24 protein-coding genes are annotated in these 24,426 nt (G+C 61.0%); 15 read left to right on the top strand and 9 right to left on the bottom strand.

The annotated features are described in order from the left end of the window. Positions 1-37 precede the first annotated feature (37 nt). From IM739_RS19920 to IM739_RS19900, 5 genes are all read left to right on the top strand, one after another. Complete coding sequence (locus IM739_RS19920) at positions 38-556, top strand: TRAP transporter small permease (RefSeq protein WP_237371549.1); 519 nt, start codon at positions 38-40, stop codon at positions 554-556. Beyond that, positions 553-1,854: a TRAP transporter large permease gene (locus tag IM739_RS19915; RefSeq protein ID WP_237371548.1), complete on the top strand. Its 1,302-nt coding sequence runs from the start codon at positions 553-555 to the stop codon at positions 1,852-1,854. Before IM739_RS19920 ends, IM739_RS19915 begins: the two co-directional genes overlap by 4 nt. A gap of 5 nt (positions 1,855-1,859) precedes the next feature. Beyond that, a complete protein-coding gene (locus tag IM739_RS19910) occupies positions 1,860-2,309 on the top strand; it encodes a type II 3-dehydroquinate dehydratase (RefSeq protein ID WP_237371547.1) in 450 nt (149 codons plus the stop codon). Positions 2,310-2,362: 53 nt separating this feature from the next. Then, a complete protein-coding gene (locus IM739_RS19905) occupies positions 2,363-4,255 on the top strand; it encodes a bifunctional sugar phosphate isomerase/epimerase/4-hydroxyphenylpyruvate dioxygenase family protein (protein ID WP_237371546.1) in 1,893 nt (630 codons plus the stop codon). A 494-nt stretch (positions 4,256-4,749) separates the two neighbouring features. Next, positions 4,750-5,214: a hypothetical protein gene (locus tag IM739_RS19900; RefSeq protein ID WP_237371545.1), complete on the top strand. Its 465-nt coding sequence runs from the start codon at positions 4,750-4,752 to the stop codon at positions 5,212-5,214. Positions 5,215-5,268: 54 nt separating this feature from the next. On the opposite strand, the gene IM739_RS19895 is transcribed toward IM739_RS19900, so the two are convergent. The 5 genes from IM739_RS19895 to IM739_RS19875 all read right to left on the bottom strand — a co-directional run bounded on the left by IM739_RS19895 (position 5,269) and on the right by IM739_RS19875 (position 10,685). Next, complete coding sequence (locus IM739_RS19895) at positions 5,269-6,183, bottom strand: SMP-30/gluconolactonase/LRE family protein (RefSeq protein WP_237371544.1); 915 nt, start codon at positions 6,181-6,183, stop codon at positions 5,269-5,271. A gap of 13 nt (positions 6,184-6,196) precedes the next feature. Continuing rightward, the gene (locus IM739_RS19890) at positions 6,197-7,138 is read right to left on the bottom strand and encodes an ABC transporter permease (RefSeq protein WP_237371543.1); all 942 of its coding nucleotides are present in this window, start codon (positions 7,136-7,138) and stop codon (positions 6,197-6,199) included. Continuing rightward, positions 7,135-8,082, bottom strand: coding sequence for an ABC transporter permease (locus tag IM739_RS19885; RefSeq protein ID WP_237371542.1), 948 nt, complete (start codon positions 8,080-8,082; stop codon positions 7,135-7,137). Before IM739_RS19885 ends, IM739_RS19890 begins: the two co-directional genes overlap by 4 nt. Further along, positions 8,079-9,545, bottom strand: a complete 1,467-nt coding sequence (locus tag IM739_RS19880) for a sugar ABC transporter ATP-binding protein (protein WP_237371541.1) — start codon at positions 9,543-9,545, stop codon at positions 8,079-8,081. Before IM739_RS19880 ends, IM739_RS19885 begins: the two co-directional genes overlap by 4 nt. 123 nt (positions 9,546-9,668) lie before the next feature. Continuing rightward, complete coding sequence (locus IM739_RS19875) at positions 9,669-10,685, bottom strand: ABC transporter substrate-binding protein (RefSeq protein ID WP_237371540.1); 1,017 nt, start codon at positions 10,683-10,685, stop codon at positions 9,669-9,671. Between the two features lie 285 nt (positions 10,686-10,970). On the opposite strand from IM739_RS19875, the gene IM739_RS19870 reads away from it, so the two are divergent. The 4 genes from IM739_RS19870 to IM739_RS19855 all read left to right on the top strand — a co-directional run bounded on the left by IM739_RS19870 (position 10,971) and on the right by IM739_RS19855 (position 14,227). Next, positions 10,971-12,215: a sensor histidine kinase gene (locus tag IM739_RS19870; protein WP_237371539.1), complete on the top strand. Its 1,245-nt coding sequence runs from the start codon at positions 10,971-10,973 to the stop codon at positions 12,213-12,215. Continuing rightward, positions 12,212-12,934, top strand: a complete 723-nt coding sequence (locus tag IM739_RS19865; protein ID WP_237371538.1) for a response regulator transcription factor — start codon at positions 12,212-12,214, stop codon at positions 12,932-12,934. Before IM739_RS19870 ends, IM739_RS19865 begins: the two co-directional genes overlap by 4 nt. 358 nt (positions 12,935-13,292) lie before the next feature. Next, entirely contained in the window at positions 13,293-13,613 is a 321-nt protein-coding gene (locus IM739_RS19860) for a hypothetical protein (protein ID WP_237371537.1), read from the top strand. A 395-nt stretch (positions 13,614-14,008) separates the two neighbouring features. Further along, on the top strand, positions 14,009-14,227 hold the full coding sequence (locus IM739_RS19855; RefSeq protein ID WP_237371536.1) for a hypothetical protein: 219 nt from the start codon (positions 14,009-14,011) through the stop codon (positions 14,225-14,227). Between the two features lie 72 nt (positions 14,228-14,299). Here the strand turns inward: IM739_RS19855 and IM739_RS19850 are convergent, their stop codons facing one another. Beyond that, complete coding sequence (locus IM739_RS19850) at positions 14,300-15,763, bottom strand: FAD/NAD(P)-binding protein (protein ID WP_237371535.1); 1,464 nt, start codon at positions 15,761-15,763, stop codon at positions 14,300-14,302. 139 nt (positions 15,764-15,902) lie between these two features. Between IM739_RS19850 and IM739_RS19845 the strand changes: the two genes are divergently transcribed. Both IM739_RS19845 and IM739_RS19840 read left to right on the top strand, forming a co-directional pair. Beyond that, entirely contained in the window at positions 15,903-16,442 is a 540-nt protein-coding gene (locus IM739_RS19845) for a flavin reductase family protein (protein WP_237371534.1), read from the top strand. Positions 16,443-16,472: 30 nt separating this feature from the next. Further along, positions 16,473-17,348 carry a hypothetical protein gene (locus IM739_RS19840; protein ID WP_237371533.1) on the top strand — a complete coding sequence of 292 codons (876 nt, stop codon included), beginning with the start codon at positions 16,473-16,475 and terminating at the stop codon, positions 17,346-17,348. Here the strand turns inward: IM739_RS19840 and IM739_RS19835 are convergent. Next, entirely contained in the window at positions 17,324-17,770 is a 447-nt protein-coding gene (locus IM739_RS19835; RefSeq protein WP_237371532.1) for an Rrf2 family transcriptional regulator, read from the bottom strand. The genes IM739_RS19840 and IM739_RS19835 overlap by 25 nt on opposite strands. A gap of 278 nt (positions 17,771-18,048) precedes the next feature. Here IM739_RS19835 and IM739_RS19830 point away from each other — a divergent pair, with 278 nt between their 5' ends. From IM739_RS19830 to IM739_RS19815, 4 genes are read left to right on the top strand one after another with little or no spacing between them, the layout of a single operon-like run. Next, positions 18,049-19,401, top strand: a complete 1,353-nt coding sequence (locus IM739_RS19830) for an LLM class flavin-dependent oxidoreductase (protein WP_237371531.1) — start codon at positions 18,049-18,051, stop codon at positions 19,399-19,401. 8 nt (positions 19,402-19,409) lie between these two features. Beyond that, positions 19,410-20,249: an ABC transporter permease gene (locus IM739_RS19825; protein WP_237371530.1), complete on the top strand. Its 840-nt coding sequence runs from the start codon at positions 19,410-19,412 to the stop codon at positions 20,247-20,249. Between the two features lie 47 nt (positions 20,250-20,296). Further along, positions 20,297-21,274 (top strand): ABC transporter substrate-binding protein, encoded by a 978-nt coding sequence (locus tag IM739_RS19820; RefSeq protein WP_237371529.1) that lies wholly within the window; start codon positions 20,297-20,299, stop codon positions 21,272-21,274. A gap of 3 nt (positions 21,275-21,277) precedes the next feature. After that, on the top strand, positions 21,278-22,051 hold the full coding sequence (locus IM739_RS19815; RefSeq protein ID WP_237371528.1) for an ABC transporter ATP-binding protein: 774 nt from the start codon (positions 21,278-21,280) through the stop codon (positions 22,049-22,051). A 325-nt stretch (positions 22,052-22,376) separates the two neighbouring features. Here IM739_RS19815 and IM739_RS19810 read toward each other — a convergent pair whose 3' ends face one another. Both IM739_RS19810 and IM739_RS19805 read right to left on the bottom strand, forming a co-directional pair. After that, positions 22,377-23,438: a LacI family DNA-binding transcriptional regulator gene (locus IM739_RS19810; protein ID WP_237371527.1), complete on the bottom strand. Its 1,062-nt coding sequence runs from the start codon at positions 23,436-23,438 to the stop codon at positions 22,377-22,379. Further along, a complete protein-coding gene (locus IM739_RS19805; RefSeq protein ID WP_237371526.1) occupies positions 23,435-24,424 on the bottom strand; it encodes an ABC transporter permease in 990 nt (329 codons plus the stop codon). Before IM739_RS19805 ends, IM739_RS19810 begins: the two co-directional genes overlap by 4 nt. Positions 24,425-24,426: the final 2 nt, after the last annotated feature.

Raw genomic sequence — 24,426 nt, 5'->3', positions numbered from 1 at the left:
TGCCGGCTCGCATCATGCAACAGGAAAGTGACGCTGGATGACCCATAAAACTCCAATAATCGCCGAGTGGTTGAGGCGCCGGGCCGAAGATCTGCTCGCTTTCATGCTGCTGGGCATGTTCGTGATCTTTCTGCTGCAGATCGCCTTCCGCTACCTGCTGAACCTGTCTATTGGCTGGACCCATGAGGCGAGCGTGGCGCTGTGGATCTGGATCGTGCTCTTCGGTTCCGCTTTCGTCATTCGCGAAGTTGAGGAAATCCGCTTCGATTTCTTCTGGGCCAGCGCAAGCGCCGGCGCACGACGCGTCATGCAGATCATCTGCGCGGTCGCGCTGGTCGCCGCATTCGGCATCTCGCTGCCGGCGGTGATCGACTACATCGCCTTCATGAAGGTCGAAAGTACGGCGTATCTCAAGATACGCTTCGACTATCTCTATTCGATCTATATCATCTTCGCGGTCGCCATGATCGTCCGCTACATCTGGCTCGGTGTCGCCGCCATTCGCGGCAAGGCACCTGAAGCCTTTGATCCCACCAAAGCGGGCTCCGGCGTATGAACCTTACCAGTCCTTTTTCGATATCGATCTTCGTCATCACCGGCCTGGCTTTCCTCGGCCTGCCGATCGGCCTGTCCATGATGACGGGATCGGTTCTCTATCTCTTTCTCGTCGGGGCGGACATGGGCACCGTCGCCGAGCAATTCCTGAACGGCATGTATTCGAACTATGTCATCCTCTCGGTGCCATTGTTCATCCTTGCGGCCGAATTCATGAACATCGGCTCGATGACGGAGAGGTTGCTTGCATTCTGCAATGTGCTTGTCGGCCGCTTTCGTGGCGGCCTGGCGCAGGTCAACGTTGTCCAGAGCATCATCTTTGCCGGCATGTCGGGTTCGGCCGTTGCCGATGCCGCAGGCAGCGGCCGAATGATGCAGAACATGATGACGCGGGACGGGCGCTATCCGGCGAGCTATGCGGCGGCTCTCACCGCCGTCACCTCGGTGATCGGCCCGATCATCCCGCCATCGATCCCAATGATCGTCTACGCTCTGGTGTCCGACGCGTCGATTGGCTATCTGTTTTTGGCCGGCATGGTGCCGGGCCTGCTGATGGCCGGGCTGCAAATGCTGCAGGTCGCCTATGACGCGCGCCGTCGCAATTTTCCGGTCGAAGCGCCCGTTGCGCTCAGAGAAATCCCGCGCATCACCTGGCGCGCGTTTCCCGCGTTGATGATGCCGGTCCTGCTGCTCGGCTGCATCTATTCCGGTGTGACGACACCGACCGAAGCCGCGGCACTTGCCGCCGCCTATGCGTTGCTCGTCTCCGTTGTGATCTATCGCAGCATTAGCTGGGGCGCATTCTACGATTCGCTCTTGCTCAGCGCCAAGTCGTCCACCTCGATCGGCATGCTGATCGCGGGCGCGCTCGTGTTCAACTACGTCGTCACGATCGAAAATATCCCCGATAGCCTGCGCGTGTTGCTGACGGGCTGGGAACTCACGCCGACCAGTTTCCTGATCCTCGTCAACATCGTCCTGCTGGTGCTCGGATGTGTACTGGAAGGGACCGCGATTCTTTTGATCATCGTGCCTGTCTTCATTCCGACGGCCCAGGCGCTGGGCATCGACATGGTGCATTTCGGTGTCGTGGTCGTCGTCAACATCATGCTCGGGCTGGTCACGCCGCCCTACGGGTTGTTGTTGTTCATCATGACGAACATCTCCGGCGTTCCGGTGCGCGACATCATCCGCGATGCGCTTCCGTTCATCGGCGGCATGTTTTTGTGCCTGATACTGATCACCTTCATTCCGGATCTGGTTCTGTGGTTGCCGCGTATGATGGGATATCAGGGATGACGCCGATGAACGAGACGAAGCCGATCTACATCCTCAACGGACCCAATCTGAACCGGCTCGGAAAACGCGAGCCGGAGATCTACGGGCATGACACGCTTGCGGATGTCGAGGCCTGGTGCCGGGAGGCGGCAAGCCTCAGGCCCGTGGTCTTTCTGCAGACCAACAGCGAGGAAAAGCTGATCGATCTTGTACATGAGGCAATTGACGAGGGCGCCGGCATTATCATCAATCCGGCCGCCTTCACCTTCACCTCGCTGGCACTCCTCGATGCTCTGAAGATGTTCAAGGGACCGATCATCGAGTTCCATATCAGCAACGTGCACCGGCGCGAGGCGATCTATCATCGCTCCTACGTTTCCATGACGGCGACCACGGTCATGGCTGGACTTGGCGCCAAGGGGTATCCCATCGCGGTCAGGGCGCTGGAACTGCTGATCGCCGAGGGCAAGCGCTAATCGCCATCGACCGACCAAGACACCATCACATCTCGATACGCCAGGAGCTGCAGATGAAAACATCGATCGCAACCGTATCGATCAGCGGTAACTTCGAAGAGAAGCTGGCGGCGATTGCGCGCGCGGGCTTCGATGGCATCGAGATTTTCGAGAACGACTTCCTTGCCTATGACCGTTCTCCCGCCGATGTCGGTCGCATGGTGCGCGATCATGGTCTCGACGTGACCCTGTTCCAGCCATTCCGCGATTTCGAAGGCATGCCGGAACCGTTCAGAAGCCGCAATTTCGACCGGGCCGAGCGAAAGTTCGACCTGATGGCCGAACTCGGCACGGACTTGATGCTGATCTGCTCGAACACGTCGGCGGTCTCGCTGGGGGGGATAGACAGAGCCGCCGACGACTTCCGGCAACTCGGTGAACGGGCGGGCCGACGGGGCTTGCGCGTCGGGTATGAGGCGCTGGCCTGGGGGCGGCACATCCATGATCACCGGGACGCCTGGGAAATCGTGCGCCGAGCCGATCATCCGAGCATCGGTCTTATCCTCGACAGCTTTCACACCCTGGCGCGCAAGATTGACGTCAATTCCATTCGCTCCATCCCGGGCGACCGTATCTTTATCGTCCAACTTGCCGACGCGCCGCAGATCGATATGGACCTGCTCTACTGGTCGCGCCACTTCCGCAATATGCCGGGGGAGGGCGATCTGCCGGTGACCGATTTCATGCGTGCGGTGGCTGCGACCGGTTATCGTGGTTATCTCTCGCTCGAGATCTTCAACGACCAGTTTCGTGGCGGCTCTCCCTCTGCGATCTCGGCCGACGGCCATCGTTCGCTGGTCTATCTGATGGACCAGGTGAAACGGGCGGAGCCGGCGGTTGCGATGGATGTGCCGGTCATGCCGGATCGCGCCGAGGTCGAAGGGATTGCCTTTGTCGAATTTGCCGTAGGCGACGACGACGCGCGTCAGTTGGAGGCGCTTCTGGAAGTGCTGGGCTTCCAGGCGGTCGCCAGGCACAAGTCCAAGGCCGTGACCCGGTTTCGCCAGGGCGGCGTCAATCTGATCCTCAATCGCGATGAAGCCGGGTTTGCCAGCGCCTCCTATCTGGTCCATGGCGCAAATGCCTATGCACTCGCGTTGATGGTCGATGATGCGACGGCTGCCATGGAAAGAGCCATCGCCCTTGGCGCGGAAGCATTCGAGCAACCGGTGGTACCGGGAGAACTGAGTGTCCCTGCCATCCGGGGTGTCGGCGGTGGCCTTCTATATTTCCTGGATCGAAAGAGTGATCTCGGCTGTCTATGGGATGTGGATTTTGAGCCTTTGCCGGGTATCGATGAAAACCCGAAAAACGTCGGACTGACCGGTTTCGATCACGTGGCGCAGACGGTCAAATATGACGAGATGCTGACCTGGCTGCTGTTTTACACATCGCAACTGAACACGCGCAAGACGCCGATGGTCGATATCATCGATCCGGCCGGGGTGGTGCGCAGCCAAGTCGTCGAGAACGCCACAGGCAGTCTCCGGATCACGTTGAACGGCGCGGAAAACCGCAATACGCTCGCCGGACATTTTATCGCGGAGACCTTTGGGTCGGGCATCCAGCACCTCGCCTTCCAGACCGGCGACATCTTCGCGACCGCGGAGGCCCTCAGGCGAAACGGCTTTGTCCCGCTGACCATCTCGCCAAATTATTATGACGACGTCGAAGTGCGCTTCGGACTGGATCCAGCGCTGGTCGAGAACCTCAAGCGCTGCAATATACTCTATGACCGCGATGAGCATGGCGAATATTTCCAGCTGTATTCACCGACCTATGGCGAAGGCTTCTTCTTCGAGATCGTCGAGCGCCGCGGTTACCAGGGCTATGGCGCAGCAAATGCCATCTTCCGCATCGCAGCGCTCAGACGCTATCTGCGGCCGGACGGAATGCCCTCGACATAGGGGCCGTGCGGGGAGCGTCCCGACGGAGTGCTTTTCAATGCTGGCCGTTGCGTTGTTTCCACTCGCTTTATGTTCAATCATATACGCGCAACTATCGTCGAGGACGCGACCAACTACCGCTTGCCGCGCCTGTCGGACCTTGACGGTACAGATGTCTGTCCGCCAACGGAATCGTAGGCCGCATAGGCTCCGCCTTACGAGCTGAGCGATACGCCACGCGTGCTTCCAATTGCGTCGTTCGGCAAAAATCTTTCTGACGGTCTGGCACGAGGCCAAAGGTCCGCCCGCCGCATTTCGAACCTATTGCCAAGACATCAGGTAGAAAAATGGACCGTGTGTATTGCCGGAGCTTCGCCCTTTTGGAGGAATTGAACGCTGCGCTTTGAAATGGCAAAATTGGTAACCCGGCTGTCAAATCGCGGTTGTCGAGCCCCGGTCGGCGAGCCCTGTCGTCAAGCGATACCGGCGCACTTCCAGTATCTGGGCGCACCGGCATGGCGGTTCGCAGTCACCAAAAATGGTCACCGCAACGGCAGGCCCGACTGCGCGAGACAAGCTGTGGCAATCGATCAAATATTGGGAAAATCGGTGGCGTTGGCGGTTGGCCATTGATATCAACCGCCTCCATTTTGATACAAGGACGAATGTCGGTCATGGACTCGCGCCGGGAAATAGCGGAACGCATCATCGCCCGATGCAGGGATCGCGGCAGGCCGATCGACACGCATCCGCAGTTTCGCGATCTGCTCGAACTGTGGATTGCGGGTTCGATCACGATGCCCGAAATGCGTTGGAGACTTCTCGATCTCTTGCGTCGCGATACGGCAGAGCGGCGGGCCGCCCGGTTCGAAGATGGCAAGAGCCGGGATGCCGAAACCCAGGCTGCCCAGATCACAGATGTCGAGGTCAGAGATGCCGTGGCCAAAGATGCAAGCGCAGAGGATGAGGCCATCGACTGACTGTCGGCACGCCGCGACAACCGATGGGGCGCGTCACCGATCCCGCCAATGCATTCACGGCATTTGCGCACCCGTCGTCGTGACGTAGATCGAATACAGCGATTTTGTCGCGGTGATGAACAGCCGGTTGCGATTGCGGCCGCCGAAGGTCAGGTTGGCGACCGTCTGCGGCACCAGTATCTTGCCGAGCAGCGTGCCGTCCGGCGCAAAACAATGCACGCCGTCTGCGGCGCTGGACCAGAGATTGCCGGCCATATCCAGACGGATGCCATCGGGGATGCCATTGTCGATCTCAGCGAAGACGCGGCCATTGGCGAGCCTGCGACCGCCGACTACGTCAAAGACGCGGATATGGCGCGGCGCGCCTTCCAGATGGCTGGCGCCTGAATCCGCGACATAGAGCAGGCTTTCATCCGGCGAAAAGGCAAGGCCGTTCGGCTGCAGGAAGTCGTCGATCATCACCTCGAGCGCGCCGGTATCCGGCTCCAGGCGGTAGACGTTGCGTGTCTTTTGTTCGGGTTCTGCCTTGTAGCCTTCGTAGTCGGACAGGATGCCGTAGGTCGGGTCAGTAAACCATACAGAACCGTCCGAACGCACCACCACGTCGTTCGGCGAGTTCAACCGCTTGTCGCCGAAGCTGTCCGCCAGCACCGTGATTGTGCCATCGACCTCGGTGCGGGTGACGCGGCGAAGGCCGTGTTCGCAGGAGACGAGCCGACCCTGCCTATCGCGGGTATTGCCATTGGTGAAATTCGACGGGCTGCGAAATACCGAGATGCCGCCGCCCTCGACATAACGCAGCATCCGCTGGTTCGGGATGTCGCTGAACAGCAGATAGCCGCCATCGTCGAACCAGACGGGACCTTCGGCCCATCGGCAGCCTGAATGCAGTTCCTCGAGATCGGCGCTGCTGATGACCAGCGAGCGGAACCGCGGGTCGAAAATCTCATAATTGGGGTTTTGCGACATGATACTGTCCTGCCTAACGTTTTCCGGCTGTTCGCCCACCGGCGAGCATGATGACGGCAATGATGATGAGACCTGTCAGGATGAGCCGGACGCCGGCGCCGAATCCATAGGTGTTGAGCATGGAAACCACAAGGAACATGAACAGCGAGGCGCCCCATATGCCCGGCACATTGGAATCTCCGCCGGCAACCGCCGTGCCGCCGATGACCACGACGGCGATCGACATCAGTAGATATTCCGATCCCATGTTCAGCGCCGCGCCGCCGGAAAAGCTGGCGAGCAGATAGCCGCATATCGAAGCGAGGATCGCGCATAGCACATAGGTGACGAACCGGATGCCGTCGATGGGAATGCCGGCCATGCGGGCGGCGCGGCTACTCTGGCCGATGGCGGCGATCCAGCGACCATAGACGGTCTTTTGCAGGAGCAACCAGACAATGGCGGAAAGCATGAGCGCGACGATGGCGACATTGGGAATGCCGACCGTTGTCGACGTCGTGAAGTCGGCAAGTACGGGCGGCGGCTTGATGCGCAGCCCGCGATTGGTCCAGATGGCGGTGGACTGCACGACGAAGCTCATCGACAGCGTTGCGATGATCGGTGGGATACGCAGCAGCTTGATCAGGGCATAATTGCCGGTTCCGATCAGAACGCCAATGCCGATGGCGACAAGCAGACCCGGCACCACCATGCCGTCTTCGACATTCATCAGTTTCAGCGCAACCGTACCCGCCAGCGTCATGGTCGCGGGAACGGACAGATCGATATTGCCGGGTCCAAGTGTGATCACCAGCATCTGGCCGATGCCGACGATGACCGAGAAAGCGGCAAAGGTCAGGGTTGCCTGGGCAAGGCCCGCCATGCTGGCCCCGCCGGTCACGAGGATGGTCGTCAGGAAAACCAGTGCCGTGGCGATGAAGGACCAGATCCACGGCTTGCGCATCAGGGCGGTCATCGGCGCGTCCTCCTTGCTTCGAAGCGATTGAGCAGCAGCCTCAATCCCAGCACGATGATCAGGATCGCTCCCTGGGCACCGATCTGCCAGTCCGGCGATATTCTGAGAAACGAGAGGAACGACCCTGCAAGCGTCAGCGTCAGGGCGCCGATCACCGCACCGATCGGCGAGACCCGGCCGCCGACAAATTCGCCGCCACCGAGGATGACACCGGCAATCGACAGCAACGTGTAGCGCAATGCGATATTGGCATCGGCTGCGGTGGTCAGCCCGACCAGCGCGATGCCGGCCAGGACGGCGAAGAAGGCGGCCAGCGCATAGACGGCGGCCCGCGCCCGGACAATCGACCAGCCGGCACGCTCGACCGAGCGGGCATTGCCGCCGACACCACGCAACACCACGCCGAACGACGAACGCATGATCAGAAAATGCGAAAAGAGCGCGATCACAATGCTGGCGACGATTGCCATCGGCATGATCGGAGGCTTCGACGTCATGATTGCCCGTATCCAGTCCGGGGCCTGACCGCCCGGTGCCGGAAGGATCAGCACGGCAAGGCCTCCCCAGACAAAGCTCATGCCGAGCGTCACGACGATCGATGGCAGGTCGCGCAGATGAATGAGCACGCCGATGACCGCGTAGGTCGCGATGGCCCCGGCCAGGATCAAGACGCCGAGAAACGGCGTCGCTTGCAGGAAGGTCGCCGTGACACAGGCGACGAAGCTGACGAAAGTGCCCATCGACAGATCGAGGTCGTTGACCGTCATGATCAGCATCTGGGCGATAGTGGCCAGCGCGATCGGCACGGCAAGATTGAAAAGCAGGTTGAGCCCGGTATAGCTCATGGCGCGCGGCTGGAGATAGAATACCGCGATCAGGAGAACAGTCAGGGACAGTGCCGGGACGATGAGTCTGATCGTATCAGGGGACAGGAATTTCTTCACGCTGCAACCTCGGTAAAGGATGCGGCGAGGATGTTTTCCTCCGTGACAGCCTCACCCTTGAGCTCGGCGACGATGGCGCCGTTGTTGAACACATAGACCCGGTCGCAAAGGCATACCTCGTCCATTTCCGTCGAATACCAGATGAACGTGCGGCCCTGGTCTGCTTCGGCCCTGAGGATTCCGTAGACCTCCTGTTTGGTGCCGATATCGACGCCGCGCATCGGATCGTCCATCAGGACGACGGGCGCGCGGCTTGCCAGGGCGCGAGCAAACAGCACTTTTTGCTGATTGCCGCCGGAAAGCGACAGGATGTTGTTGTCCATGTCGGGCGTGCGAATCTCGATCTTCTCTCGCCATGACCGGCCGAGCGCCTGTTCGCGGCTCTCATCCAGCAGGCCGCGGCGCGAAAGGTCAGGCAGCAATGCCACGCTCATGTTCTTCAGGATGCTCCACAGCGGGAAGGTCCCGTTGACCGCGCGGTCGCCGGCAACGAACATGGCCGCAGGATCCCGCCTGCCGAACCAGTCACCGCTGAGCGACATATAGAGTCCGACAAGCATGTCGGTCTGGCCGTGACCGCCAAGCCCGGCAAATCCCACGATCTCGCCCTGGAATGCCTCGAAGGCCAGCCCGCGGCCGCGCACGGGTGCTGCCGACAGGGCAGGCGGGCCACGTCTCTTGTCTGCCATGACCCGCGCAGCGCGATGTTCCTTGACCACGCTTCCCATCGCCTCGATCAGGCCATGTTCGGAGAAGTCGGACGCCGCTCGCTCGGTCACGACCCGGCCGTCCTTCATCACGATGATGCGGTCGGCGATGCCGAGAATTTCGCTGAGGATATGAGAAATGAAGATGACCGAGCCTCCGCCTGCAACGAACCTGCGGACATAGGAAAGCAGTTGCGCGGCCAGTCGCGAGTCCAGCGAAGACGTGGGCTCGTCGAGAATGACCAGCCGGACGGGATGGCCGATTTCGCAGAAGGTAATCGCAATTTCCACCATCTGGCGCTCGGCGATGGAGAGATTGCCGACATGCTCGCCGCTGTCGATGCCGTGGCCGGGAAAGATTTCGTCCAGCTTGCGGCCAATGATGTCGGCACCACGCCGCCGCCAACCCCAGCCGGCAAGCGGCTTGTGCATGACACGGGTATTTTCCACCACGGTCAGGTTAGGGCAGAGCGAAAGTTCCTGAAATACGCAACGTATGCCGCTTTGCCTTGCCGCGCTGATGCCATGGCCAAGCGTCGGATCCTCACCATAGATGACGGTCCCCTGATGCGGCGACAGCCCGCCATTGATGACGTTGACGATCGTCGACTTGCCCGCGCCGTTGTGACCGACAAGCCCCACACATTCGCCCGAGCGAATGGCAAGCGTGACGCCGTCCAGCGCCTTGACCGCGCCGTAAATCACCTTGGCGTCGCGGACGCTGACGACCGCTTGCGTCGAACCGGCCTGTGTCATGTAACTTGATCCCATTGCAGAATGACGGTGCCGGCTCGCCTGGCCAAAATGCACGTCGGTATGACCGTCTGCCCCGCCCGGCACGCAGCCGGACGGAACAGGGAGGGGTTTGTCAGAAGGTGCTTACTTGGCGCCCTCGATCACTTTCTGAGCGTCTTCCAATGCGTATTCGACATTGGCGACGCCGCCGGCCTGGGTATTGGCCAGATTGGCTTCGAGATTGTCCTGGTCGATGCGCAGGAAGGGCACGACGAGATCCTTCTTGACCTCTTTGCCATCCAGGATCTGCTGGGCGACCCAGAAGGCGAGTGTCGAGACACCGGGTGCGATGGAAACCGACATGGTCTCATAGCCATTGGCGTCCTTCTGCTCTTTCCACCACTTCAACTCGTCTTCACGGTTGCCCATGACGATGGTCGGCATTTTGCGGTTGGCAGCGGCAATCGCCTGTGCCGCACCGTAGCCGTCGCCACCCTGGGTGACCACGCCGACGATTTCCGGCAGGCTTGGCAGAATGCCTGCGACGGCCTTCTGCGCCACGTCCTGCGCCCAGTCGCCATGCACCGAGCCGGCGATCTTGAACTGCGGGAACTGCTTGACACCCTCGTGGATGCCGGCCGAAATCTCGTCATCGACAAAAACGCCGGCCAGGCCGCGGATTTCGAGCAGGTTGCCGCCTTCCGGCAGCTTGCCGGCCAGGTATTCGATCTGGCTGCGACCCATTTCCTTGAAGTCGACGGCGATACGCCAGGCGCAAGGCTCCGTGACGATGCCGTCGAACGAGACGACGGTGATGCCAGCGTCACAGGCTTCCTTGATGGCGCCGTTCAAGGCGGTCGGCGAGGCCGCATTGACGACGATGGCGTCATAGCCCTGCAGGATCATGTTCTGAATCTGGGCGGCCTGTTCGGTCGCCTGGTTTTCGGCCGTGGTGAAAGCATCGGCGGCGGCGACCTTGCCATCCTTGACGGCGGCACCCGTGACCTTTTCCCAGCTCGTCAACATGGCCTGACGCCAGGAGTTACCGGCATAGTTGTTGGAAAGCGCGATCTTCTTGCCCGAGGTATCCGCCTGCGCGGCCATCGGCGTCATGGCAAGGCAAAGTGCAGCCGTTGCCAGAAGCATTCTGGATTTCTTCATGGTCTCTCTCCCTCTTGTCCGACCTTCAGGCGGCCGGTTTCCTCTTTTCAAGCCGCCCGCAACCTGGCGGACGAAACTGAACTCCCTTGCCGAGCACCTCCTCTCGACGCCAGTCAGGATGGTATAGAATGCAGTGCTTGTATAGGCTTGCCACGGCAGCGCGATTGCGGGAAACACGCAAGATAATGCGGGATCCTGCAAGACGCGGCCGGTACGGCTTCTATCATATGGGACTGTGAGGACGGCGCCTGTCGGGAGCGGGCTGTCGTGGAGGAGAGGAACGGCATGTTGAAGATAGCGCCTTTGGCGCTGCTCGATCATTACCTGGGCATCTCGCGCCTTTTGGCGGGGCAGCTTGACTTCCGCTCGGCCATCAAGGCTGTCGGCGCGGAAGTATCACACATCATTCCCCATGACCATCTCGATGTCTGCATCACGATGGTCAACGGCAAGTATCACACCGCCTATGAAACGGGCCTCGATACCGCCTGGGGCGAGCATGCGCCGGCGCCGATCTGCAACAGTCCAATCCGGTCGCTGTTGTGGGGCGAGGTCGACCAGATGATCACGCCGGATGCCCGGGTGGACCAGCGTTTTCATTTCGAAGATGCCTTCACCCGACCGATTTTCGAGCACAATCTCAGAAGCCGCATCCACGTGCCGTTGAAGGTCGAGGGCGAGGTCATTGGCGCCCTGTCCTGTTCGTCCCACCAGGTTGCGTTCTATTCCGCCGAGGACGTGGCCAATGCATGCTCCGTCGCCGACCTGCTGTCGCCCTATTTCTTCGCTCTTCGCGCGGCCGACCAAGCCAAGCAGTCGGCCATAGTCGAGGCGGAAGCCCGCGCCCGGGAAGAGGGCTTGCGGCTAGGTGCGCTCAACCTGACGGAGGCGCTGGAGAGGGAGCGCCAGCGTATCGGCATGGACCTGCACGACCAGACGCTGGCTGATCTGACGCGGCTGTCGCGCCGGCTCGACCGGCTGATGAACGATGAAGAGGTTCCAGGCGATGCGCTGGAGCCGCTTGCGCGCAGCCTGCAGCACTGCATGCAGGACCTGCGCGAGATCATCGAGGAGGCCAAGCCCTCGGTGCTGCAGCTCTTCGGCTTCGCCCAGGCGGTTGAAAACCATCTGGACCGGTCGTTGCGCGACACCGGTGGCGAGACCCGTTGGGAACTGGTGGACGAGACCGACGGCATGATCGATACCCTGGACAAGACGCTTCGCATTGCCCTCTTTCGCATCGCCCAGGAGGCGATCAACAATGCAGCGCGTCACGCGCAGGCGGGTCATATCTCGGTGCGGTTGCGCAGCCAGGCGCTGGGTGTCGTGATCGAGGTTTGGGATGACGGCCGCGGCATGACCCGGCCGCAGCGCCGCAGCGGCGGCGGTATCGACAACATGATGACGCGGGCCCGGCTGATATCCGCCAAATTCACCATTGGCCCCTGCCGGGAAGGCAAGGGAACGGTCGTGCGCGTGCAATTGCCGGTCGGCCCGGCAAAATCGAAATCCGCTGGAGATATCCCATGAAAGTCCTGATCGTCGAGGATGATCCGCTGCATCGATCCTACCTGCATGAGGCGGTCTGCGCCGCCTTGCCGGAATGCGACACCGTGATCGAGGCGGATAATGGCACCGCTGGCGAGAAACTCGCCCGCGACAACAAGTCGGCCCATGTGGTGATGGACCTGCAGATGCAGGCACGCAACGGCATCGAGGCTGCGCGCACCATCTGGAAGGAGCGGCCCGATACCCGGATCCTGTTCTGGTCCAACTATTCGGACGAGGCCTATGTCCGCGGTGTCTCGCGCATCGTGCCGGATGGAGCGGCCTATGGCTATGTGCTGAAATCGGCATCCGACGAGCGGCTGAGGCTGGCGCTGCGGAGCATTTTCGTCGAGGCGCAATGTGTCATCGACCGCGAGGTGCGCGGCATGCAACAAAAGAGCCTTGGCCAGGTCAACGGTTTCAGCGACACGGAATACGAAATCCTGGTCGACATCGCGCTGGGTCTTACCGACCGGGCGATCGCGAGACGGCGCGGCCTGTCCCTGCGCAGCGTGCAAAACCGGCTGCAGCATTTGTACGAGAAGCTGGATGTCTACCAGATGGCGGCCGACGACCATGACGACGGCCGGTTCAATCTGCGCGCCCGCGCCGTGACGGTGGCGCTTTTGCGCAAACTTTTGAACTATTCGTCGCTGGAGCGGGCGGAAGCGGAGCTCGCAGACTGGTTGAAGGCGGACTGAGGGCAGGGCGACCATGCCTTTCTCGCCACGCGAAAACGGAATGGACGGTTTTTCCGGCAACTGCGGAAACAATGCGGCGCGGCAGATGTAAATGTCTCGTCGCAATCAAGAATATTTTTTGCTTTTGAAGCATGATGCTCGGTGATCGGAAGCAGAATTTTGGTTTTGGTAGAAAAAATCCTTGCTGCGCCTGATGATTTAACGCGATTTCTCCGTCTGAAATTAACGTATTTCCGCTGATGAAAGCGCATTTTTTCACCGCTCGTTGTTACTGGCATCTACTACGTGCTAATCAAAAACACAGATGGCCAGGCGCCGCCTTTAATTTCTCCCAAATCTAGCATGCTAGGACCTGATTTTGACCACAGCCACCGACAAGATTGAAATGATGCCGATCACGTTGACCCCCGTGCAGTTACGCGGCCTGAAACTCGCCCTGGAAGGCGATCTCTATCCGCAGGAAGGCAACAAGTGGACCCATTTGAATGCCACGATCACCTATGCCAAGACAGATCGTTTCAAGGAGCGGGCCCGCAAGATCCGGTTTGCCACAACAACAACCGTCGGTCAGTTGCGGGACTTCGGCCTCCTGAGCGAACTCGGTGCGGATGAAGGCGAAGGCAAGTTGAGGCAGGAAATTACCATGGCCGGCAAGATCTGGCTGCTGAAGAACAAGTGACCTGACTTCGTCAAACGCTGGCTGTTGGACACATCAGCCAGCGCGCGTCTCCCATGACGGCCTCTTCGCATTCCTCTGTTCCGACGTCTTCCCTTCCGGGATTTGCAACAAGAGGCAGATCCCGCCGTTCAGTCTCAGCTTTTTACGCATTCAGCACAAAGCATCTAGACCTCCCCGGTCCATGCGCGATGCGTCGCATGGGACATGTTGCCCGCTCGCAGCGACGGCCCATCGTGTGCCGATGCCAATCAACAGATCTTTGTCGGCCGGGACGAAACTTGCCTTCAAGAGTGGGACCAGCTTGGCCGACCTTTGCATCGGCTTGGCGCCAACAGCCGCAAGGTTGAGGCAAGGCGACGGACTATAAATAACCCCTCATAATTGGGGAAACATAAGTGAATTGGCATCCGATTGAAGCGCTTGAGCCGGGGCGATTGGCGGTTTTGTTCTTCCTCGACGAGGCGGCGCCTCGCTGCGTCGGCTATATCGAGCGTGATGGGCTCTGTGGATGGCCGGCCAATGTGAGCGGCCGTCGGCCACAGGGCTGGCTCGATCTCTCCGCCATGCTCGAAGGCATGCCCGAAATGGCGAGACGTTTCGCGTCGTCGGCCTGATGCCAGGATCGTTCGCCAATTCCAGCCACGAATGCTGGATTATTTGCCTGCCAAAATCAGACGTCTGAGCCTTTAGCCCGGTGGCCCGATGACGATGGTCCTCGTCTCACGTGCACAAGAGCGGATGATCCCATCTGCCAGGTTCCCGGCCTGGGCGGCGATCTCGGGCACGCCTGTGAGTTCCCCGAACGCCGGGCGGGCGGGCGGGCCCGCGACGAAGAGGCTGGTGTTCGGGGTGCCCGCAACGGTGAGCGCTCTGCCAGCCGTATCGCAAGCCAGTCCCAGGCCGAGCGGGTCTGACTGGATGAAGCCTTCCCGGTGCATGGCGAGCAGAAACCGCTGGTGCGCGGCATAGTCGCGGAAATCAGGGCCCGTGGCCAAAAGGATGTGTCGACAGCGAAACGCGGTCCTTTCACTGTCGCGGGTTTCGATCGTGGCCAGCAGGTGTTCTCCGTCACGGACGATTGATGTGAGAGTGCCCATCGCCACGGTGACGCGGCCCATGTTCAGGCCCCTTTCCAGCGCAGCGGCAGCCTGTGGCGGCATGCGGTAGCGGTGGACGTCGTACCAGCGGCGCAGCCGGCGCAGAAATTTTTGTCGCTCCTGCATCGGAAGCCCCTGCCAAAGGTCCTGCGCATGCTGACGCAAAGCATCGAAAACCGATTGCCAGGGAATGCCCTGCTTTTCTGCTTCCGCGATCGTGTTGCGGACCTTTGCGAGAAGCTTTCTGGCAGAGGTCAGGGCTGCACCGCGAAAATCGCCGAAAGGAGAAAAGCCGCCGCCGGCATGGGGTCGTGGCATGTGGCCGGAGCGCGACAGTAGCGTGATCCTCCCATCATGGCCGAGGGCGTCGAGACGGCTGAGCGCGTCGAGAGCGCTGAGGCCCGAGCCCACGATCAAGATAGGGTCGGACTTACCTACGCGGTCAAACGCGTCCGGCGCACAGACATCGGCGACACGACCTGCGGTGAGAGGATCGAGCCTGTTGATTGCAGCCGGTTTCGATGCGGGAGGATGCCCTGTGGCGAGGATCAGGATGTCGGCAAGGACCACAGCGCCGCCGGAGCCGGTGATCCGCCACTGATAGTTTTCCCGGTCGATCGCCCGTGCCGCCTGACGCAGGTGGCGGATCGCGCCACTGTCCAGGTGCGTCGCCAGTTGCGCCTGCATGAACCGGCCAAAATCGCGGCGGCGGGCGAATATACCTTCCGGCGTGACAGCCTGCGGATCGACAGTGAGTGTTCCGCTCGTCTGCAGCCAGTCGACAAAGGCCGTCGGGGAGCCGGGGATTGCACGCATCCGGTGGGCCGCGACATTGAGGCGGACGTCGACATTGCGGACATCATAGGCGAGGCCGCATCCCAGGCAGTCGCGGGGTTCGAAGACGATGACCTCGTCCATATCGTGCAGACCACGCTCGACGAGAAGCTTGGCCAGGATTGCGCCGGTATAGCCGCCGCCGACGATCGCGACGCGGGAGGCAGAGCGCTCGGATTGCGCCGGCAGTCTAGGCGAGGAGATTCTGATCTTCAACATGGCAGTCTTCCTTCCGGTTTGCGGTGGCAGAGCTGGGCATATTTTCTATAAAATATATGTAGATTAAAAACGCTTGTCTACTGCTTGGGTTCTCCGGCTGATACCCATTGCTCAGATGCAGTCTGCACGGAGAGATTAGATGAACGTTTTTGTCGCGAATGAGTTCAGCGAACCCCGCATCCGCCCTGTCTATGAGCGGCCAGCCGACGCGGCCGGTCTGAAGGAAGCGCTCCGAACGTTGGGCGGCGGTGTCAGCGTGATCACAGCGGGCGAGGGAACGCAACGTTCAGGTGCAACGGTGACGTCCGCCACAGCCCTGTCGGTTGATCCGCCGTGCATGCTGGTGTCGCTCAACAGATCCTCCTCCACCTGGCCCGTGGTTGAGCGATATGGCCACTTCGCTGTCAACGTGATCGGTGCCGACCACCAGGAAGTGGCCAATCGGTTCGCGGGCGTGGGTGGTCTTCGCGGATCCGAGCGCTATTCGGGATCAGAGTGGACGCGGCTTGCCAGCGGGGCACCCGTGCTGGAAGATGCGGTCGCAGCGCTCGACTGCGAAGTCGAGGAAGCGATCGAAAGGCACAGCCATGTGATTTTGATCGGCAGGGTGCTGTCGATCCGTCTGCGAGGGGGAAACTCTCTACTGTACCAGAACGGGAGATACCACTCTGTCGCTTGAAACATCCGGCTTCGGGATGGGATTGATGCGATGGCATCGATGACTGATCGGTTGCGGCCAGTGCCTCGGGCTCTGACGCGGGAAGCCGATGTCCTGGCCGCGCTCGAGCGCCTGAGAGAGATTGCGACCAGCGACAATCCGAGCCACACAGCGATCCTCCCCGCAAGCGGACTTCTCGCTATTTCCATTCCCGCGAGCTTCGGGGGAGCGGATATCTCGAACCTGATCGTTGCAGAGGCCGTCAGCCGGCTCGTGACATGGAATGCCGCGGTGGCGGAGCGGCTTCTCCGGCATCTCGTCGCCCTGGAGCTGGTCCGCACCAGCGGATCGACGGAGCAGCGAAAGGCGATCTACGGACGTGTCGTTTTAGGCGATGTCTTCGAACTCTCCGGCCATCACCCAGGCGATGAGCTTCCGAGGTTGGTCCAATCGGGTCTCGCTTTCTCCCTTGAGCCGGAGCGGTCGGTCTTGCCGTTAGGATCCGCTGACTGGCAGATCGTCATGGCGTCCGCCGCCGGTCACGAGCCGGTGGCCGTGATCCTCGATCACGAGCGCCTGTCGTTGCGCGACGAGCATGCTGCGTCGGATTTGACCGTGCATCCAGACTATATTCTCTCTCTTGGTGCCTATGCAGGCCGTCTCGCGCGTCTGATGACGGCTTTCCTGATGGCAGCTGCCACGCGCGGGCATGTCGGCGCAAGGACCCAGAATGATGCGGCCGATGCCTCGGCGGAAGTGGAACTGGAACTTCTGGACGCGATGATCCACAAGACCGCTTCCGTCATCGATGGCATACAGGTGGACGATCCACCGATCGATCTAACATATATCGACCGCGTTTGCAGGGCGCTGGACGCTGCGCGCCTGCGCTGTCTGGGCGATCATTCGCCGGCAACCAGATCCTGACTTGGCTGTTCGGTCGCGACGAACTGGGTGAGCGTCATCGTGTCGAGCACGGCTGCCATGGCATCGCGCACCTGGGTCATGGAGATCCGGATCTGGCAAGAGGCGGGGTCGCGGCAGTCGTCACAGGCTTCGAACGCGGTTCTGCTCGCACAGCGGATCGGCGCGAGCGGCCCGTCGAGCGCGCGTATGACCTGACCGATCATGATCTCGTCGGCCGGTTTGGAGAGGGCATAACCGCCGTTCGGCCCCTTCTTCGAGCGCAGGAAGCCATTATTGCGCAGTTCCAGCAGGATGGTATCGAGAAATTTCTTCGGAATGTTGTTCCGGGTGGCAATGTCGGTGACGAATGCCGTCTGCCCCGGCTCAAGACCTGCGAGGTCGACCAGTGCTTTCAGACCATATTTGCCTTTGTTGGTGAGCATTGCGGAGAAATCCGGCCAAAAGGCCTGAGGGGTCATTCTGTTCTCATTACATAGTTTTTCTGAACTAATCGTTCAAGCCGCTTTTGGCCGGTCTGATCGGCACAGGCCTTATCCTGTTCAAAGCCGCGTCAAGCATGCCTCCCACATAACTCCAACTGGCACCACCATCGCAAATTCTTTCGCCAATCGGCAGAATCTTCGCAATCTTATTTCTCTATATAAAATATAGACAATGTAGGCTGCGCTCATTCGATCATCGGAACGAGAGAGGATCAGCCATGACACGCAAAATCAGACTAGGAGCATTTCTTCCCGGCGGCGGGCAACACGTCGCCTCGTGGCGGCATCCCGATCAGCCGGTCGACGGAGCGGTCAGCTTCGAATTTCACAAGCAACTGGCTCTGACGGCCGAGAGGGGGTTGTTCGACGCCTATTTCCTCGCCGATGGTCTCGCGGTGGGGTTCGGTGGCGCCCGCGAGGGGGGGAATGCGCGGGTGGCCGGCTTTGAACCCGTCACGCTGTTTTCGGCGCTCGCCCCTTTCACCACCCATCTCGGTTTCATCGCGACCGCCTCGACGACCTATGAGGAGCCCTACAACACGGCGCGCAAATTTGCCTCCCTCGACCTCATCTCCGATGGCCGGGCCGGCTGGAACGTCGTGACAACGACAGGCGACGCCACGGCGCAGAACTTCAATCGCGAGACCCAATTGCCGCATGCCGACCGGTACAAGCGGGCAGCAGAGCATGTCGACGTGGTCAAGAAGCTGTGGGACAGTTTCGAGGACGATGCCTTCATTCGTGACAAGCAGTCGGGCATCTTCTTCGATCCCGCCAAGCTGCATGATGCCGACCACAAGGGCGAGCATTTCAAGGTCAAGGGGCCGCTCAACGTCTCCCGGTCGCGCCAGGGGCATCCCGTCATCGTGCAGGCGGGTCAGTCCGATGATGGTCGTGGTCTCGCAGCCGCAACGGCGGAGGTCATCTTCACCGCGCACCAGCACATCGACACGGCGCAGGAATTCTACCGTGATATCAAGAATCGCGCCCGCGGCCTCGGCCGCAATCCCGATCATATCCTGATCATGCCCGGCGTCTCGCCCTTTGTCGGCCGCACGGAGGAAGAGGCGCGCGAGAAATACGATCGCCTGACTTCGCTCATCCTTGAAGAAGATGGCGTCGGCCTGCTCAACGGTTTGACCGGGGGCACGCTCGATCTCAGGGGCTATGATCTGGATGGCCCTCTGCCGCCGGCTCCGCCGACCGAGGGCATGAAGAGCCGGCAGGCGCTGATCCGTCAGATCGCCGACGAGAACAATTTCTCTATCCGGCAGCTCTATCAATGGGTTGCATCGGCGCGGGGACACTTCACGATCGTCGGAACGCCCGCGCGGATCGCCGACACGCTGCAGGAGTGGTTCGAAAACGAAGCGGCGGACGGCTTTAATATCCTGCCGCCATGGCTTCCGACGGGCCTCGACAATTTCGTCGACCTTGTCATCCCCGAGTTGCAGCGCCGTGGCCTTTTCCGCACCGCCTATGAGGGAAGGACACTGCGCGAAAACCTCGGCCTGCCGTTCCCGATCAACCGCTACACTGCCGACCGTTCGGTCGTGCAGGCTGCCGAGTGAGGTCCCTCATGTCCTATGAAGATATTCATCAGGCACGGGCCTACGCCCTGGACCTCTCCCCGGATCGGCCCCGTGTGTCCCATTGGCTGAGCCAGGCGACGGCGGTGATTGCACCCTTCCTCTCCCGCTATGGCCTTGTCATCGCCTTCCTGGTTCTCTGGCAGGCATCATCGACCTTTGGATGGGTCAACGCATCCGTCTTCCCTCCGCTGGACCAGATCATCGGCGCCTTGTGGAAGGCGATCGCCTCGGGCGCTCTGGTGGATGACATCGCCATCAGCCTGCAACGATCGGGTATCGCCTTCGCCGCAGCCGTAGGGCTCGGCATCCCGCTCGGCCTCTTCATGGGGCAGGTGAAGGCGGTGGAACGCGCACTCGATCCTCTGTTGCAGTTCTTTCGCCAGACATCGGCACTCGCCCTCTATCCGGTCTTCATCCTCCTGCTCGGGCTCGGGGAGACATCGAAGGTTTTCGTCATCTTCTGGGCGACCCTTTTTCCGATCCTCTTGTCGACCATCGGCGGCGTGAAGGAAGTGGATCGCAAGCTAATCGAGATGGCCCGGACCTATGGCGCCGGATCGCTGCAGATCTTCCGTCGCGTGGTTTTGCCGGCCTCGGTTCCCGCCATCTTCGTCGGCCTGCGGCTATCGGCGACGACGGCGCTGCTGCTCCTCATCGCAGCCGAGATGATCGGTGCCAACAAGGGCATCGGCTTCCAGGTGATGAATGCCCAGTACAATTTCCAGATCCCACTGATGTTCGCGGCGATCCTTCTGCTGGCCCTGCTCGGCCTTGCCGCCAATGCAGCCCTCGTCCTTCTGCAGCGGCGCCTGTGCCGCTGGGCCTGACCAGACATCCAACCCATACCGTCACTCCATCATCCAAGGAAACTCCCATGACACTTCATTCCCGCAAGCTCCTCCTCTCCGCCGCACTCTCGCTTGCCCTGTCGGGCTCCGCCTTCGCGGCCGAGGAAGTCAAGTTCCGCTATCTCTCCAGCCAGGGCGGATTGTCCGCCCACGAACTCGCCGCCGAGCTCGGCTATTTCGACAGTACCGGCATCACCTTCGAGAATGTCGGCTATGCGACGGGCGGCCCGGCATCGCTCATCGCGCTGGCTTCGGGTGATGTCGAGATCGGCAGTGCGGCGACATCAGCCGTGCTGAACTCGATCGTCGGCGGCAACGATTTCGTCGCCGCCTATCCGTCGAACGGTATCAATGACGACGTCCAGTCGATCTTCTACGTGCTGGAGGACAGCCCCATCCGCGACATCAAGGACATCGCGGGCAAGACCATTGCGGTGAACACGCTCGGCGCCCATCTCGACTACACCATCCGCGAGGCCTTGCATTCCGTCGGCCTGCCGTCTGACGCTGCCAACCAGATCGTCGTTCCGGGTCCGCAGCTTGAGCAGGTCCTGCGGTCGGGCCAGGTCGACATCTCCGCCTTCGGCTACTGGCAGACGACCTTCGAAGGAGCCGCCAAGCAGAAGGGCGGACTGCGTGCCATCTTCGACGACACCGACGTGCTCGGCGAGATCGCCGGCGGCTTCGTCGTCCTGCGCCGTGATTTCATCGCGGAACATCCGGAAGCGGCAAAGGTTTTCGTCGAGCAGTCGGAGCGGGCGCTGGACTATGCCCGCGAAAATCCGGAGGAAACCAAGAAGATCTTTGCCAGGGCGCTCGCCGAGCGCGGTGAAAACCCCGATATCGCCCAGTTCTTCCGCGGCTATGGCGTGCGTCCGGGCGGCAAGGCTGTCGAGCGCGACCTGCAGTTCTGGATCGACGTCCTGGTCCGCGAAGGCAAGATCAAGGAAGGCCAGCTCTCGGCCAACAAGCTCCTCTATTCCTCCGAAACCGCGAGCAACTGACACATGGCGCTCGCTCAATCCAGCACCATTCGCGGAGAGGTGACGATCCGCCACCTCTCCAAGACCTTCACCTTGAACGGGCAGCCGCTGCCGGTCCTGAAAGACCTGAACCTTACCATCCGATCCGGCGAGAGCCTCGCCATCGTCGGCGCCAGCGGCTCCGGCAAGACGACACTTCTCCGGGTGCTTGCCGGCCTTGAGGAGGCTGACAGCGGCGACGTGTTGATCGATGGCCGTCGCGTGCGCGGCGTCGGCACGGAGCGGGCGGTCATCTTCCAGGAGCCGCGCCTTCTGCCCTGGCTGACGGTGATCGACAATATCGGCTTTGGCCTCGAAACGAGGGGGCTGTCGCGCGAAGAGGCGCGTTTCATCTCCCAGCGTTACGTCGATCTCGTCGGTCTGAAGGGCTTCGAAACCGCCTATCCAAGGCAGCTCTCGGGCGGCATGGCGCAAAGGGTGGGTATTGCCCGCGCGCTTGCGGTGCAGCCGGAAATCCTGCTGCTCGACGAACCGCTGGGGGCGCTCGATGCGATGACCAAGATCGGCATGCAGCAGGAACTGGCCCGGATCTGGAAGGAGGAGGATGTGACGACTGTGCTCGTTACCCACGATCTCGAAGAAGCGATCTTCCTCGCCGACCGGATCCTAATCCTGCCCCGCGAAAAGGGCGGCGAGCCCAGGCTGATCGACATCGACTTGCCGCGTCCACGTGACCGCAGCGCTTCGGGTTTCGTCCGTCAGCGTGAGGAACTGCTCGGGTTCTTTGGGCTGCATTGAGGCGGAGGGGCAGGGCTGCTGTGTCGCCGCCATGCCTTGCGACGGCTTTCATCCCTTCCCGTGTCCGGTATCGTCCCCGTTTCAGCACCTCTTGATTGAGGACTACCAGTTCTACCAAGGAGGCCGTCGAGGCTCCACGGAGGGGCCAGAGATCGACATCGCGACCTTGAGGGTCCGACCGGATCACCCGCCGGGCCCTGCAGCAGGCTGGTCAACGGCAATGTTGAAAGCCTCGAGACAAGGCTGCGAGTGATGGTTTTGGCGCACGTCGCCTGATCAGGTCGCAATGAACGCCTGCCTGGAAGGTCTAAGCTGCGCAATCGGTTCAAGCCGACAGGCGCTCGACAAGTCGGCACTCGACCTTCAACTGGTCGTGGGAACTGGTCAGCCCGCCGGCAATGTCGGCGATCATTTCGACGGCCATCGATCCCATCTCGAACATGGGCAGGTGGAAGGTGGTCAGGGGCGGCATGGTGAACTGCGCGATGTCGCGGTTGTCGAAACCGACGACGGACACATCCCCGGGGATCGATTTACCCAGTTCCTTCAGCGCTTCGATACAGCCGACAGCCATCAAGTCGTTGGCGCAGAAGATACCGTCCGGCGGATTCTGCAGTTTCATCAGGGCGTGGGTTTTCTCATAGCCCGACGAAGGCTCCCAGTTTCCGTAGTGAACGAGGTCGGGGTCATAGGTGAGGTCGTTGCTCGCCAGCGCCTGCTTGTATCCGCGCAGGCGGTCCCGCGGATTGTCGAGGCCTTCCTGTCCGTTGATCAGTGCGATCCGGCTGCGTCCCGACGCGATCAGCCGTTCAGTCGCTGCCCGCCCGCCGGCGACGTCGCCCGGGAGGACGGAGGGAAGGCGGCGCTCCTGATCATAGCAATTGACCAGTACCGACGGTACCTTGAGCAGCGGCTCCGGAGGATCGATCTTGCGCGTAAGGATCGTGCCGAAGACATAGCCCACCAGGACCTGTCCGTCGCAGATGGAGAAAATGCCGCCGTCCGGATCTTCGCCCTTTCGGAAAACGCCCAGCGTGACGATGATCCCGAGTTCAAGCGCCTTTTCGCGGGCGCCCTCGAAGGCCATGGACATCCAGGGGTCCGTGGTCAATTCATCGACGACGAAGACGATGACCTTGTTGGCCGGAGAACTACCGGAACCCGCATTCGCGGATGACTTGTTGGAGAGGCGGTAGCCCAGTTGTTCCGCCGCATCGAACACCCGCTTTCGGGTCGCATCGCTGAAGCGGGCCCCGGAACTGCCGTTGAGAATGAGGGAAACGGTCGCCTGCGAAACGCGCGCCAGCGCAGCCACATCCATCATTGTCGGTTTCAAGGCATTCTCCATGACGAACACCGTGGTTCCCGGGGCATTTCCGCGTGTCATGACCGAAAGTACCGGACACGATCGAAGGCTACGGCAACCACAATGAAGGTACCTATGAACATTCCTTGCCAGAATGTCGAGATGCCCAGCAGGATCAGAGAGTTGCGAATAACTTCGATCAACAGGGCGCCGACGACGGCGCCCAGCGCGTTTCCTTCCCCGCCGGCGAGGTTCGCGCCGCCGATTACCGCTGCCGCGATCACGGTCAGTTCCATCCCCTGTCCGAGGTTGGTGGTCACGCTACCCAGCCATCCCGCCATGAGAATGCCGGAAAGGCCGGCAGTCAGCGCGGAGACCACGTAGATGCTGACCTTCATCCGCCGAACCGGAATGCCGGTCAGCAAGGCCGCATTCTCATTGCTGCCGATGGCAAACAGATGCTGTCCCCAGCGCGTCCACTTGAAGACGAGCGACATTGTAAGTGTCAGTGCGGCGAGCACGTAGAGAGGGTGCGGCACGCCGAGCGTCGAGCCGCCGCCTACCCAGATAAGCAGGGCATGGTCGGGGCCAAAATTCCAGATCATCTTGTTGTCGGACAGAACCATGGCGAGCGATCGGGCAGCCGATAGCGTTCCAAGCGTGACGACGAAGGGCGGCATGCCGGCATAGGCCACAAGCACGCCGTTGAGGACGCCCACGAGAAGGGCGGCCAAGAGGGCCAGCGGGGCCGCAAGGACGAACGGTGCGCCGGCTTCCATCGTGGTGCTGATCACCATGGCGCTCAGCACCACGATGGAGCCGACCGAAAGATCAATCCCGCCCGAAGCGATGACGGTCGTCATTCCGATCGCGATGATGCCGACGAAGGCAAAGTTGCGGGCGACGTTGAAGAGGTTGCGCTCTGTGGCGAAGCTGTCCGTCAGCACGCTCAGCGCCAGGCATGCCAGCAAGGCCGCCATGAACACCCAGAACAATTGCTGGCTCGACACGCGAGCAAACCAGCCCCGATGCTCGCTTCGGGCAATCACGTCTTCGAGCGTTGTCATTG

Source organism: Rhizobium sp. SL42 (assembly GCF_021729845.1).
Classification (GTDB): domain Bacteria; phylum Pseudomonadota; class Alphaproteobacteria; order Rhizobiales; family Rhizobiaceae; genus Allorhizobium.
This window is presented reverse-complemented; position numbering and strand designations above follow the sequence as displayed.